At 71.9% G+C, this 13,348-nt stretch carries 15 protein-coding genes; 10 read left to right on the forward strand and 5 right to left on the reverse strand.

Features of this window, described 5'->3' with window-relative positions:
- Nucleotides 1-94: 94 nt before the first annotated feature.
- Nucleotides 95-541 (reverse strand): Lrp/AsnC family transcriptional regulator, encoded by a 447-nt coding sequence (locus ACFQS7_RS22265; protein ID WP_380069332.1) that lies wholly within the window; start codon nt 539-541, stop codon nt 95-97.
- A 127-nt stretch (nt 542-668) separates the two neighbouring features.
- Between ACFQS7_RS22265 and ACFQS7_RS22270 the strand changes: the two genes are divergently transcribed.
- From ACFQS7_RS22270 to ACFQS7_RS22280, 3 genes are read left to right on the forward strand one after another with little or no spacing between them, the layout of a single operon-like run.
- Complete coding sequence (locus ACFQS7_RS22270; RefSeq protein WP_380069333.1) at nt 669-1,928, forward strand: D-amino acid dehydrogenase; 1,260 nt, start codon at nt 669-671, stop codon at nt 1,926-1,928.
- A gap of 49 nt (nt 1,929-1,977) precedes the next feature.
- Nucleotides 1,978-2,988, forward strand: a complete 1,011-nt coding sequence (locus ACFQS7_RS22275) for an aldo/keto reductase (protein ID WP_380069334.1) — start codon at nt 1,978-1,980, stop codon at nt 2,986-2,988.
- 60 nt (nt 2,989-3,048) lie between these two features.
- Nucleotides 3,049-3,462, forward strand: a complete 414-nt coding sequence (locus tag ACFQS7_RS22280) for a BLUF domain-containing protein (RefSeq protein ID WP_380069335.1) — start codon at nt 3,049-3,051, stop codon at nt 3,460-3,462.
- A gap of 6 nt (nt 3,463-3,468) precedes the next feature.
- Here ACFQS7_RS22280 and ACFQS7_RS22285 read toward each other — a convergent pair whose 3' ends face one another.
- Nucleotides 3,469-4,833 (reverse strand): FAD-containing oxidoreductase, encoded by a 1,365-nt coding sequence (locus ACFQS7_RS22285; RefSeq protein WP_380069336.1) that lies wholly within the window; start codon nt 4,831-4,833, stop codon nt 3,469-3,471.
- Between the two features lie 67 nt (nt 4,834-4,900).
- Nucleotides 4,901-5,557, reverse strand: a complete 657-nt coding sequence (locus ACFQS7_RS22290; protein ID WP_380069337.1) for a TetR/AcrR family transcriptional regulator — start codon at nt 5,555-5,557, stop codon at nt 4,901-4,903.
- Nucleotides 5,558-5,691: 134 nt separating this feature from the next.
- Between ACFQS7_RS22290 and ACFQS7_RS22295 the strand changes: the two genes are divergently transcribed.
- The 6 genes from ACFQS7_RS22295 to ACFQS7_RS22320 all read left to right on the forward strand — a co-directional run bounded on the left by ACFQS7_RS22295 (nt 5,692) and on the right by ACFQS7_RS22320 (nt 10,688).
- A complete protein-coding gene (locus ACFQS7_RS22295) occupies nt 5,692-6,891 on the forward strand; it encodes an acyl-CoA dehydrogenase family protein (protein WP_380069338.1) in 1,200 nt (399 codons plus the stop codon).
- Between the two features lie 14 nt (nt 6,892-6,905).
- A complete protein-coding gene (locus ACFQS7_RS22300) occupies nt 6,906-7,313 on the forward strand; it encodes a VOC family protein (protein WP_380069339.1) in 408 nt (135 codons plus the stop codon).
- Between the two features lie 99 nt (nt 7,314-7,412).
- A complete protein-coding gene (locus tag ACFQS7_RS22305) occupies nt 7,413-8,405 on the forward strand; it encodes a Bug family tripartite tricarboxylate transporter substrate binding protein (RefSeq protein ID WP_380069340.1) in 993 nt (330 codons plus the stop codon).
- Between the two features lie 14 nt (nt 8,406-8,419).
- Nucleotides 8,420-8,959 (forward strand): decarboxylase, encoded by a 540-nt coding sequence (locus ACFQS7_RS22310; protein WP_380069341.1) that lies wholly within the window; start codon nt 8,420-8,422, stop codon nt 8,957-8,959.
- On the forward strand, nt 8,956-9,558 hold the full coding sequence (locus ACFQS7_RS22315) for a thiamine pyrophosphate-dependent enzyme (RefSeq protein WP_380069342.1): 603 nt from the start codon (nt 8,956-8,958) through the stop codon (nt 9,556-9,558). Before ACFQS7_RS22310 ends, ACFQS7_RS22315 begins: the two co-directional genes overlap by 4 nt.
- A 167-nt stretch (nt 9,559-9,725) precedes the next feature.
- On the forward strand, nt 9,726-10,688 hold the full coding sequence (locus tag ACFQS7_RS22320; RefSeq protein WP_380069343.1) for a dihydrodipicolinate synthase family protein: 963 nt from the start codon (nt 9,726-9,728) through the stop codon (nt 10,686-10,688).
- A gap of 57 nt (nt 10,689-10,745) precedes the next feature.
- Here ACFQS7_RS22320 and ACFQS7_RS22325 read toward each other — a convergent pair whose 3' ends face one another.
- On the reverse strand, nt 10,746-11,729 hold the full coding sequence (locus ACFQS7_RS22325; protein WP_380069344.1) for a TRAP transporter substrate-binding protein: 984 nt from the start codon (nt 11,727-11,729) through the stop codon (nt 10,746-10,748).
- 138 nt (nt 11,730-11,867) lie between these two features.
- On the opposite strand from ACFQS7_RS22325, the gene ACFQS7_RS22330 reads away from it, so the two are divergent.
- A complete protein-coding gene (locus ACFQS7_RS22330) occupies nt 11,868-12,377 on the forward strand; it encodes a cupin domain-containing protein (RefSeq protein WP_380069345.1) in 510 nt (169 codons plus the stop codon).
- A 172-nt stretch (nt 12,378-12,549) separates the two neighbouring features.
- On the opposite strand, the gene ACFQS7_RS22335 is transcribed toward ACFQS7_RS22330, so the two are convergent.
- The gene (locus tag ACFQS7_RS22335; protein ID WP_380069346.1) at nt 12,550-13,347 is read right to left on the reverse strand and encodes an SDR family NAD(P)-dependent oxidoreductase; all 798 of its coding nucleotides are present in this window, start codon (nt 13,345-13,347) and stop codon (nt 12,550-12,552) included.
- Between the last annotated feature and the right edge of the window lies 1 nt (nt 13,348).

Consider the following 13,348-nt stretch of genomic DNA (forward strand, 5'->3'; position numbering starts at 1 on the left):
ATGATTCCTCCATCGACCTTCCTCCGCCCTCGCGGGCTCGCACCTGCCGCGCGTCGCACGGGGAGGGAATGCTCTCCCTCCTTCCATGCCTCGCCTACCCCCGCACCACGCTGCGGATGGCGAAGCTCGACTGGATGCGGGCGACGCCGGGCAGGCGGGACAGCGCGTCCTTGTGGATGCGCTCGTAGTCGCCGGCATCGCGCGCCTCGACCCGCAGCAGGTAGTCCGACATGCCGGTCATCAGGTAGCACTCGCGCACCTCGGGGCAGCGCCGCACCGCCACCTCGAAGCGCTGCATGCTGTCGTCGGTCTGCCGCTCGAGCGTGATCTGCACGATGACGGTGACGCCGTCGCGCACCGGCGCCTCGGCGATGATCGCCGTGTAGCCGCGGATCACCCCGCGATGCTCCAGCAGCCGCAGCCGGCGCAGGCAGGCGGAGGCCGAGAGGCCGACCGCCTCGGCCAGCGCCGCGTTGCTCATCCGGCCATCGGCGCGGAGCAGCCGCAGCAGGGTGCGGTCGGTGTCGTCCAGGGCGTGCATCGAATTATCTGCGATTCCTTCGCAGATCATGCGGCAGATCGCGCGGCCGCGGCAGGGAATTCGACGCATCGGCGTGAAATTTGCAGGACCTGGCGGGTAGCCTTCCGACGACGGAATGGAGGCGGCGATGCGGGTCCTGGTCCTCGGAAGCGGCGTGGTCGGCGTGACGAGCGCCTGGTACCTCTCGAAGGCGGGCCACCAGGTGACGGTCATCGACCGCCAGCCGGCGCCGGGGATGGAGACGAGCTTCGCCAATGCCGGCCAGGTCTCGCCCGGCTATTCCGCCCCCTGGGCAGGCCCCGGCATCCCCATCAAGGCGATGAAGTGGCTGCTGATGCGGCACCGCCCCTTCGTTCTCTGGCCGGCACTGGACCACGGGCTCTACCGCTGGCTCGGCCAGATGCTGGCGAACTGCAACGTCGCGGCCTACGGCACCAACAAGGGCCGCATGGTCCGGCTGGCCGAGTACAGCCGCGACGTGCTGCGCGACCTGCGCGACGAGACCGGCATCGCCTACGACCAGCGGACCCAGGGCACCTTGCAGCTCTTCCGCACCCAGAAGCAGCTCGACCTGGTCGGCGACGACACCGCGGTGCTCGACGCCTACCGGGTGCCGTATGAGGTACTGGACCCGGCCGGCTGCATCGGCGCCGAGCCGGCGCTGGGCCTCGTGCCCGGCAAATTCGTCGGCGGCCTGCGGCTGCCGGGCGACGAGACCGGCGACGCGCATGTGTTCACCCAGGGCCTCGCCGCGCTCTGTGCGGCGCGCGGCGTCGAGTTCCGCCAGGGCGTCAGCATCGCCGCGCTGGAGACCGAGGGCGATGCGGTGGTCGGCGTCACCACTGCCGCGGGCCGCATCACCGCGGACGCCTATGTCGTCGCCTTGGGCAGCTACTCGCCGGCGCTGCTGCGGCCGCTCGGTGTCCATGTGCCGGTCTATCCGGTGAAGGGCTACTCGCTGACCCTGCCGGTGACCGATGCGGCCGCCGCGCCGGTCTCGACCGTGATGGACGAGACCTACAAGGTGGCGATCACCCGGCTCGGCGACCGCATCCGGGTCGGCGGCACGGCGGAGCTCGCCGGCTTCTCGCTGCGGCTGCGCCGGCCGCGGCGGGAGACGCTGGCGCATTCGGTCGGCGACCTCTTCCCCCGCGGCGGCGACCTGGCGCAGGCGAGCTTCTGGACCGGGCTCCGGCCGATGACGCCGGACGGCACGCCGGTCGTCGGGCCGACCCGCTACCGCAACCTGCACCTCAATACCGGCCACGGCACGCTGGGCTGGACCATGGCCTGCGGCAGCGGAAGGCTGCTGGCCGACCTGATGACCGGCCGGGCGCCGGAGATCGCCGCCGACGACCTGGCGCTGTCGCGCTACGCCGCGGCTTGACGCCTTCCCTGCCGGCGGCAAGCCTCGCCGCCAGCACGGGAGACGCGCCATGGACCATCGGACCCTCGGCCGCAGCGGCATCGGCGTCAGCCGGCTCTGCCTCGGCACCATGATGTTCGGCGGCCCGACCGACGCGCCGACCAGCGAGCGGCTGATCGCCCGCGCGGCGGAGGCCGGCATCAATTTCCTCGACACCGCCGATGCCTACAACGGTGGCCGGTCCGAGGAAGTGGTCGGTGCGGCGATCAGGGCCAGCCGCCATGCCTGGGTGCTGGCGACCAAGATCGCCAACAGGGTGGGCAAGGGGGCCAACCAGGGCGGCCTGTCGCGCAAATGGGTGATGCAGGGGACGGAGGCCTGCCTGAAGCGGCTCGGCACCGATTTCATCGACATCCTCTACCTGCACAAGGAGGACCACGCGACGCCGCTGGAGACCACGGTCCGCGCGCTGGGCGACTTGGTGCGGGCCGGCAAGATCCGCCATTTCGGCGTCTCCAACTACCGCTCCTGGCGCATCGCCGAGATCTGCCGGCTCTGCGACCAGCTTGGCATTGACCGGCCCGTCGTCTCGCAGCCCTACTACAACGCGATGAACCGCCAGCCGGAGGTCGAGCAACTGCCGGCCGCGGCGCATTACGGGCTGGGCATCTTCCCCTACTCGCCGCTGGCGCGTGGCGTGCTGACGGCGAAATACCGCCCCGGCGAGGCACCCGAGCCGGGCAGCCGCGCCGCCCGGCAGGACAAGCGCATCCTCGAGACCGAGCTGCGGCCGGAATCCCTGGCGATCGCGGCGCGCATCCGCGACCATGCCGCGGCGCGCGGCACCTCGCCGGCGCATCTCGCCATCAACTGGGTGCTGCACAACCGCCTCGTCACCGGCTGCATCGTCGGGCCGCGCATCGAGGCGCACCTGGAGGACTACCTGGCGGCGCTGGACTACCGCTTCACCGCCGAGGACGAGGCGCTGGTCGATGCGCTGGTCCCGCCCGGCCATCCCTCCACCCCCGGCTACAACGACCCGCAATACCCGATCGAGGGCCGCGTCCCGGCAAGCGCCTGAATCCGCTGGCGGAATGGCGGCGGCGAGCGCAGTCTGGGCGCCCCCGGGAGCCCTTCGTCCATGCCGTTGACCCAGTTGATCTACACGTCCCGGCCCTTCGGCTTCGATGCCCAGACCCTCGACGACATCCTCCTCGGCGCCCGCCGCAACAACAGGCGGGACGGCATCACCGGTGCGCTGATCTGCCGCGGCGATCTCTACGTGCAGATGCTGGAAGGCGAGCGCGTCGCGGTCACCGCCACCTTCGCCCGCATCCTGCGCGACGATCGGCATGTCGAGGTCACGCTGGTCTGGTGCGGCGACACGCCGTCCCGGCTCTTCCCGGAATGGGACATGCGCGACGACCCGGCGCGGAGCTGGATGTGGGACCAGCATGCGGTGCGGCAGGGCGCGGCGCGGGAAGCCGGGGCGGGCGCCTATCGCCGGCTGTTCGACCGGGTGTCGCAGGAGCCGCAGGAGGCGATGGCCTGGTGAGCCACGTCAGGCCGGCCTGAGCTCGCCCATCACCGTCGGGATGAGCTCCGACACCGTGGGATGGATATGCACCGCCCGCTGCATAACCCAGGCCGGCGCCTTGGCATACATCAGGTCGAGCAGCCCATGGACCGCCTCGTCGCCCTCGACGCCGAGGATGGCGGCGCCGAGGATCTGCCGCGTCGCCGCATCGACCACGATCTTGATGAAGCCGGTGGTCTCGCCCTTCTCCACCGCGCGGTTGACCCGCGTCATCGGCCGCCTGCCGACCAGGATGTCGTGCCCGGCGGCGCGCGCCTCGGCCTCCGACATCCCGACGCGGCCGAGGGCCGGGTCGGTGAACAGCGCGTAGCAGGGCAGCCGGTCGGTGACCTTCCGCGCCGCGGCCTCCAGCAGGTTGTCGGCGACGATCTCGTAATCGTTGTAGGCGGTATGGGTGAAGGCGCCGCGGCCGTTGCATTCGCCCAGCGCCCAGACGCCGGCGACGCTGGTCTGCAGCGCGTCGTCCACCGTGATGAAGCCGCGCGCGTCGCGGGCGATGCCGGCGGCGTCCAGGCCGAGGTCGTCGGTATTGGGCTTCCGCCCGGTCGCCAGCAGGAGGTGCGAGGCGCGGATCTCCGGCACGCCGTCGAGCCTGACCGCGACGCCGTCGCCATCGGCCGCGACCGCGAGGCCCTTGGCGCCGAGGTGGAAGGCGACGCCCTCGGCTTCCAGCATCTCCCGGATGGTGGCCGAGACCTCCGCGTCCTCGCGCGGGATCAGCCTCGGTGCCAGTTCCACCACCGTCACCGCGCAGCCGAAGCGGCGGAAGATCTGGGCGAATTCCAGGCCGATATAGCTGCCGCCGATGATCGCCAGGTGGCGCGGCAGCGCCTCCAGCCGCAGCAGCGAGGCATTGGTCAGCCAGGGCACCGCGTCGAGCCCCGGGATGGGCGGTGCCGCGGCGCGGCCGCCGACATCGAGGAAGATCCACGGCGCCTCCAGCCTTTCCCCGGCCGCCACCACCGCATGGGGTTCGGTGAAGCGGGCATGGCCGCGGAGGAAGGTGATGTTCTCCGTGCCCTCCAGCGACCGGGCGAGGCCGTCGCGGGACCGGGCGACCACGCCGTCCATCCGCGCCTTCACCCGTGGCCAGTCGATGCCGACCTCGCCCTGCAGCACCACGCCGTATTCCGCCGCGCGCCGCGCCTGCTGGGCGACCCTGGCGCTGGCGACCAGGGTCTTGGTCGGGGTGCAGCCGGTGTTGACGCAGGTGCCGCCGACCGCCGCGCGTTCCACCATCGCCACGCGCCGCCCGCTGGCGGCCAGGCGGAAGGCGAGGGCGGGGCCGGCCTGGCCGGCGCCGATGACGATCGCGTCGAATGCCTGCATCGCCGCCTCCGGAGGGTCCGTCGGTAGAGCCTAGCGGTGGCCGGCGGTTGCGGGGAACACGGGCACGTCAGGCCGCCGCCAGCCCGGCGCAGAGGAAAGGCACGATCTCGGCCACCGCGCGGTCGAAGTCGCCGCTGTCGCAGGCGCCGCCGCTCATCGCCTCCAGCCGCCCGGTGCGCAGCAGCGTGTAGCGATAGGCGCCCATCATGAAGTACAGCCGCCAGCACAGCGTCTCATGCGTCAGCTGCGGCAGCACCCGCTGGAACTCGGCCGTGTAGGCCAGGGTGGTCTCGTCGTAGACCGTGCTGAGCACGTCCTTCGAGATGTCGTCGGGCTCGGTGTGCAGCCGGGCATGCATGCGCATCGTGGCGCGGCCTTCGGGCGTCTTGCCGTTCAGCATGAAGGGGGTGACGAAGCTCTCGACCAGCTCGCCGAGCGGGATCGGCGCCCCGCCATGCGCCGCGCGCGCCGCGGCCAGCGCCTTGCTGCGGGCCTCGGTCACCTGCACCGCGCCGCGCAGGTAGGCCGCCTTGAACAGGTCCCGCTTGGCACCGAAATGATAGTGCAGCTGGGCCAGGTTGACCCCGGCCGCCTGGGCGATCGCCCGGGTGGAGGCGGCGGAATAGCCGTGCTCGGCGAAGAGCTCCTGCGCCACGTCCAGGATGCGGTCGCGCACGCTGGCCACCGCCGCCTCGGGCATCCTGGTCTTCTCGGTCACCGTCATCCCGTTGAGCCCATCCTGGCCGACCCGAACTGGCCGGCGCCGACGATTCCTATAGCGCGCGAGCCGGTCCTTGACACGACGGGGCCGCTGCGTCGAGATTTGGTCGGGCGACCGAACACGGCAGGGAGACGGGCATGAGCGCAGCGCTGGAACTCGACGGGGTGACGCCGATGCGCGGCCGGACCGACCCGGCCGCCCGGGCCCGGGCCATCGCCGGCCTGATCGAGCGCGATGCCCCGCGGATCGAGGCCGACAAGCGCTTCACCCCCGAGGTGCTGGACGCGCTGCACGGCGCCACGCTGTTCCGCACCCTGCTGCCCCGCGCCTATAACGGGGAGGAGGTGACGCCCGCCACCTTCTTCCGCATGCAGGAGGTGATCGCCGCGGCCGATGGCTCGGTCGGCTGGTGCCTCTGCCAGGCGTCGGGCTGTTCCTTCGCCGCCGCCTACATGGCGCCCGAGGCCGCCTGGGAGGTCTGGGGCGACCCGCGCGCGGTGCTCGCCTGGGGCTTCGGCAACGGCCTCGCCAAGGTGGTGCCCGGCGGCTACCGGGTGTCCGGCACCTGGGGCTTCGCCAGCGGCAACCGCCACGCCACCTGGATGGGCGGGCATTGCCGGGTCGAGGAGCCGGACGGGTCGATCCGCAAGAATGCCGACGGCACCCAGCACGAGCGCACCATGCTGGTGCGGCGGGAGCAGGTGCGCTTCCACGACGTCTGGAACGTGGTCGGCCTGCGCGGCACCAACAGCGACACCTACACCTACGACGACATCTTCGTGCCGGAGGAATTCGCGGTCTGCCGCGACAGCGACGCGGAGCGGCGGATCGACGCGCCGCTGTACAAGTTCACCACCACCAACCTCTACGCCTCGGGCTTCGCCGGCGTCTCCATGGGCATCGCCCGCGGCATGCTGGACGCCTTCACCGAGATGGCGAAGACCAAGACCGCCGCGGCGATGACGAAGCCGATGCGGGAGTCCGAGGTGATCCAGAACGGCATCGCCACCTGCGAGGCCAAGCTGCGCTCGGCCGGCGCCTGGCTGGTCGAGGTGCTGGACGAGGCGCACGCCATCGCCGTCCGGACCGGCGAGATCTCCATGCATGAACGGGCGATGGTGCGGCTGGCGACGACGTCGGCGATCCACCGCGCCAAGGAGGTCGCCGAATGGGCCTACCACGAGGCCGGCGCCACCGCGATCATGACCGGCGGGCCGTTCGAGCGGCGGATGCGCGACATCCATGCCTCGGCCCAGCAGGTGCAGGGGCGGACGGCGCATCTGGAGATGTGCGGCCAGCATTTCCTGGGGATGAACCCGGCCGGCCGTTTCTTCTGAAGGGGAGTCCTGTCATGCCGTTGGAAGGCCTGAACCACTACACCATCCGCCCGGTCGACCTGGAGCGGACCCGGCAGTTCTACGAGGACGTGCTCGGGCTGCAGGTCGGCTACCGGCCGCCGCTGCCCTTCCCGGGCTATTGGCTCTATGTCGGCGACAACCCGACGGTGCACCTGATTGGCCCGCGCGCGGACGACGCCCATCCGAAGCACCGCGAATCCGGCCCGACCGGCCTGCTCGACCATATCGCCTTCACCTGCACCGGCCTGGCCGAGATGAAGGCGCGGCTGGCCCGGCGCGGCATCAAGCACGAGGAGCGGGTGATCCCGCGCGACCGGCAGACCCAGCTCTTCATCCTCGACCCCGATGGCGTCGCGGTGGAGCTGAACTATCCGCCCGAGGAGACCCCGGCCGCCGCCTGACGCGGTCCGCACCCGGGCGAGGCGGCTTGGTCATGCGATCGACTTCGGTATAATCCCGCGACGCGTGGCCCGGAGAGGCACCGCGCCGCGGGGGAAGCCATGGTCCAGGATATCGTCGCCGGCCGCATCGGCCGGCGCAGCATCGTCGCCGCGGCAGGCTGGCTGGCAGCGCCCGCGGTCCGCGCGCAGGGGAGCTGGCCGGAGCGGCCGATCACCCTGGTCTGCTGCTTCCCGCCCGGCGGGTCCACCGACATCTCCGCCCGGCTGGTGGCGCCGGGCCTGGCCGAGATCCTGGGCCGACCGGTGGTGGTCGAGAACAAGCCCGGCGCCGGCGGCAATATCGGCATCGGCCATGTCGCCCGGGCGGCGGCGGATGGCTACACCCTGCTCTGTGCCAGCAGCGTCTTCGTGGTGAATGCCAGCCTCTACCGCAACGCGCCCTACGACCCCTACCGCGACTTCGCCCCGGTCGGCACGCTCGGCGCCTCGCCCAACCTGGTCTGCGTGCGGGCCGACAGCGGCATCACCTCGCTGGCCCAGCTGATCGCCATGGCGAAGGCGCAGCCGGACCGCTTCAACTACGCCAGCCCCGGCATCGGCACCACGCCGCATCTGGCGGGGGAAGTGCTGAAGCTGCGGACGGGGATCCAGCTGCAGCATGTCCCCTTCCTCGGCGCCGGGCCGGCGGTGCAGGCGATCCTGGCCGGGACAACGCAGGTGCTGATCGCCAGCCAGGGCGGCTCGGTCGAGGCGGCGCGGGCCAGCGGCCAGACCCTGGCGCTGGCGCAGACCGGGGCGGCGCGCTCCCCCGACCTGCCGCAGGTGCCGACGCTCGGCGAGCTCGGCATCGCCGATGCGGTCTCCGAGACCTTCAACGCGCTCTATGCCCCGGCCGGGACGCCGGCGCCGATCGTGGAGCGCCTGGCATCCGCGGTGCTGGCCGTGCTGGCGCGGCCGGAGGTGGCGCAGCGCTACCGCACCGCCGGCGTGCCGGTGGTGCCGGAAGGCGCCGAGGGGCTGAAGGCGCGGGTGGCGCGGGAGGTGCCGCTCTGGCGCGAGGTGATCCGGCAGGCGAAGATCGCGGTCGAATGACGGGAGGGACGGCCGTGAGCCAGGAATGGCACGAGATCGTGGTGGCGGCGCTGAAGGCGAACGACATCCGGCTGATCCCCTATGTGCCCGACAACGTCCTGAAGCCGCTGATCGCGGCGATCCATGCCGACCCCTTCTTCACCGCCTTCACCACGGCGCGGGAAGAAGAAGCCGTGGGCATCGTCGCCGGCGGCGCCATGGCCGGGATGCGCGGCATGGTGCTGATGCAGACCAGCGGCTTCGCCACGCTGGCCAACGTGCTGGCCAGCCTGCCCTGCGCCTACCAGATCCCGGTGCTGCTGATGGTGAGCGAGCGCGGCACGCTGGGCGAGTTCAACATCGGCCAGGCGGCGGTCTGGCGGACCATGCGGCCGACGCTGGAGTCGCTCGGGATGGAGCACCAGGTGATCACCCGGCTCGACGAATGCGGCTTCATCGTCGACCGGACGATCAGGCAGGCGCTGCTGACGCAGCAGCCGGCGGCGCTGATCCTGTCGCCGCTGCTGACCGGCGGGAAGGCCTCGCCGGTCAAGGCGGGAGGAGCGGCGGCATGAGCGACAACACGCACCGGATGAACCGCTTCGACCTGAGCAAGCGGCTGGTCGCCCGGCTGAACAAGCAGGAAGCCGTCATCGGCGGCATCGGCCATACCAATTTCGACCTCTGGTCGGCGGGGCACCGGCCGCAGAATTTCTACATGCTGGGCAGCATGGGGCTGGCGATCCCGATCGCGCTCGGCGTCGCCCTGGCGCAGCCGCGGCGGCACGTCTTCGCGCTGGAGGGCGACGGGTCGATCCTGATGCAGCTCGGCTGCCTGGCCACCGTGGCGACGCTGCGGCCGCGCAACCTGACCATCCTGGTGATGGACAACGGCAGCTACCAGATCACCGGCGGCCAGCCGACCCCGGCGGCAGGCGGCGCGGACTACGTGGCGATCGCCCGCGGCTGCGGCCTGGCGAGCGCGGTCTGGGCCAAGGACGAGACGGATTTCGAGCGGCTGGTGGAGGCAAGCCTGGCCGGCGAGGGGCCGAACCTGATCGGCCTCAAGCTGGACGACGCCAGGCCGCCGACGCAGACGGAGCGCGACCCGGCGCAGATCCGCGACCGCTTCATGCGCGGGATGGGGGTGAAGCGGAGCCTGCTGCCGGGGTAGCGGGACCCGCCGGATGCCCGGCTCGACCCGGCCATTCCCGCCGCGCGCGGGCGGCGCCGGGCGTCGGTCCGCCGGCCGGCAGCGCCGCTTGACAGGGCGATGCGCGCCTCCGCAGGCTGCCTGCCTGCATCGGCCGCAAGAGCCCGCCCCGACGGAGGAAATCCCGCATGCCCGCCCGCTTCCCCGGCTACGCGCCACGCGGCGTCATCCCCGCCGTGCTGCTGCCCTTCCACGACGACCTGACGATCGACGAGGCCTCCTACCGCGCGCATCTGCGCGACGTCGGCAGCGTCGCCGGCGTCACCGCCATCACCACCAATGCGCATGCCTCCGAGGTCGCCTCCTGCGATCCGGAGGAACAGGAGCGAGTGCTGGCGGTCACGCTGGAGGAGATCGGCGACCGCATCCCCGTGGTGAACGGCATCTATGCCGACGGCACCCTGCAGGCGGTGCGGTTGGCGAAGCGCGCGGCGGCCGGCGGTGCCTCCGCCCTGCTGGTCTTCCCGCCCGGGGTGCTGGCGCGCGGCAACGCGGCGCGGCCGGAGTGCCTGGCCGACCATGTCCGCGCCATCGCCGCCGCCACCGACCTGCCGCTGATCGTCTTCCAGTATCCGGCGGTGACCGGGCTGACCTACCCGATCGAGACGCTGGTCAGGCTGGCCGAGGAGGTGCCGAGCTTCCGCGCCATCAAGGACTGGTGCAACGACCCGGCCCTGGCGGAACGGCATGTCGAGGTGCTGCACGGCCTGCGCCGCCCGGTGCAGGTGCTGAGCACCCACAGCGCCTGGCTCTTCGCCTCCCTCGTCACCGGGGCGGCCGGCCTGCTCTCGGGTTCCGGCAGCGTGATCGCCGAGTTGCAGGCGCGGCTGTTCGACGCGGTGCAGGCCGGCGACCTGGCCGCGGCGCAGGCGCTGAATGCCCGCATCCGGCCGACCGCGCAGGTCTTCTATGCCGATCCCTTCTTCGACATGCACAACCGGATGAAGGAGGCGCTGGTGCTGCTCGGCAAGCTGCCCCGCGCCGTGGTGCGCCCGCCGCTGAAGAAGCTGGACGCCGCGGAGATCCGGCGGATTGCCGACGCCCTGGTGGGCGCCGGCCTCCTGGAACGCGCCCGCCTGGCGGCGGAATAGCAAACCTACAAAGAACGAAGGGGGAGCGGGGGAGGTGCCTTCCCCCGCCCTTGCCTGCTACTGCATCGCCGCCCGGTATTTCTCCAGCATCTGGCTCCCTTCCGGGCCCGCCCGCTGCACCCATTCGCCGGTCAGCGTCTCGCCGATCGTCTTGAGCTCCGCCATGAGCTGGTCCGACGGCGCCGGCAGCAGCATGCCCTTCTCGCGCAGCCGGTCGGACTGCACGACCTCCGCCTGCTTGGCCAATTCCTTGGCCCGGACCGAGGCGGTCGCCGCCGCCGCCAGCAGCGCCGCCCGCGATGGCGCGTCGAGCGCCTGCAGCGCCCGCGTATTGGCAAACACTGCGTTGCGCGTCCGCATGCCGCCGACATTGATCCAGTAGCGGGTGAAGTCCCAGGCGGTGACGTTCACGCCGGTCTGCGCCGAGGTGAACATCGACTGGATGACGTTGGTGGCGAAGGCCTGGGCGACCTCGGCCGCCTGCACCGTCACCGGCGTCGCGCCCATCAGCTCGGCCATCCGGCCGGTCACGTTGTTGTAGGCGCGGAAGCGGGTGCCCTTGAGCTCGGCGACGCTGCGGATCTCGGTCTTGGCGTAGAGGCCCTGGGCGTCCCAATGCGCCATGTAGAGCAGGGTCAGCCCCTGGCGCTCGAAGCGGGCGCGGACATAGGGCTCGGTCGCCGTCTGCAGCGCCTCGGCCTGCGGCCAGGTCCAGGCGAGGAAGGGGACGCCGTCCACCTCGAAGAAGGGGTCCTCGTTGGCATAGGCGCTCAGCAGGATCTCGCCCAGCTGCACCTGGCCGGTCTGCACGCCGCGCTTGATCTGCCCCATCGGCAGGAGGGAGGCGTTGTTGTGCAGCTGGATCGCCAGCCTGCCGTCGGTCGCCTTCTCCACCTCGGCGATGAACAGGCGGATGTTGGCGGTGTGGAAATTCTCGGCATAGGGCGTCGCCATCACCCATTTGGTCTGGGCGGTGGCGGGCGCGGCGGCGCACAGGGCGGCAAGGCCCAGCGCCCCGGCCCATCTGGTCCAGCGATTCATCGGCTTCGTCTCCCGGCAAGGATGGCGTTGTCGCCGGCGTATCCCCGGGCGGAAGGTTCCATGCGTGGCGGGCGACGGCAAGGCTTGTCGGGCTGGCCTGCGCCGCCCGATGATCGCCGTCCCGCCGGAGAGACGCCGATGCCCGACACCCACGCCCCCAGCCCCGCCCGCCTGGTCATCCAGCAGCCGGAGGAGGCGCGCAGCTTCTGGCAGCCGGTCCCGGCCAACGGCTTCGTCCGCTGCCTGCTCGATTCCGCCAGCACGGGGTCCGAGACGCCCTTCGCCTTCGGCACCCAGACCGTCGATCCCGGCTGCCATGTGCGGGAGCACATGCATGACGCGAACGAGGAGGTGATCTTCGTCATCGCCGGCGAGGGCGAGGCGCATGTCGAGGGCGCGGTGCATCCGATGCGGCCGAATTCCTGCTTCTTCTTCCCGCGCAACCGGCCGCATTCCTTCCACAACACCGGCAGCGGTCCGCTGAGCTTCGTCTGGTGCATCCTGCCGGGCGGGCTCGAGGATTTCTTCGCCCGCATCGGCCGCCCGCGCGCCGAGGGCGACACCCCGCCGGCGCCCTTCCCGCGGCCGGAGAATGTCCGGCAGATCGAGGCGGAGACGGTCTTCGGCAGCCTGCCGCCCAAGGCCTAGCGCCGTGCCGCCGCGCGTCCCGTCCCGGGAGAAACCCCCGGAGCAAGCCGCCTGAGATGGTACCGCGCAGCACCGCCGGCGGCGCGGGCGACCGGCGGCATCCCGACCGCGCCGGCTATCTGGCGATGGGATGAGCCTCGACCTCGCGGCCGCGGTGCCCGGGCGGCGCTGATCAGCCGGGGCGGTAGCGCGGCGCGACGTCGCGCCGCGACAGGTTCGGCCCCATCGCCAGCCGGGCTGCGTCATAGGCGGTCCACTGCGCCTCGTCCGCCAAGGGCGGGATGGTGACCGTCTCGCCGCGGTCGAGGCCGCGCAGCGCCGCATCGACCAGGTCGCCCGCTTCCATCACCATCCCCGGCGGGAAGGCGTTCACATCGGTGCCGGAACGCTCCCAGATCTCGGTCCGCGTCGCGCCCGGCAGCACCGCCTGCACCTGGACGCCGGTCTCGCGCAGCCTGCCGGCCAGCGAGAGCGACAGGTTCAGGATGAAGGCCTTGGAGCCGCTGTAGACGCCGTCATAGGCCTCCGGCGCCAGCGCCAGGACCGAGGCGATGTTGACGATGGTGCCGGCCCGGCGGCCGGCGAAGGCCTTCGCGGCGGCACCGGCCAGCAGGGTGGGCGCGGTGACGTTCAGCGCGATCAGCCGCTGGATCTCGGCCGGGCCGTTGTCCAGCAGGCCGCCCTTGAGCGACATGCCGGCATTGTTGACCAGCAGGGTGATGGCGGCGTCCGTCGCCAGCCGGTCGGCGACCCGCGCGACCGCGGCGGGGTCGGTCAGATCGGCCGGCAGCACCTCGGCGGCCTGGCCGGTCTCGGCGCGGAGCCGGGTGGCCAGGGCCTCCATCCGCGCCGCGTCGCGGGCGACCAGGATCAGGTCGTGGCCGCGGCGGGCGAGGCGGTCGGCATAGACGGCGCCGAGGCCGGTCGAGGCGCCGGTGACGAGGGCGGTGCCCAGGGGCTTGCTGCTCATG

It is taken from the genome of Dankookia sp. GCM10030260 (genome assembly GCF_042666655.1).
In the GTDB taxonomy this organism is placed as follows: Bacteria; Pseudomonadota; Alphaproteobacteria; order Acetobacterales; family Acetobacteraceae; genus Paracraurococcus.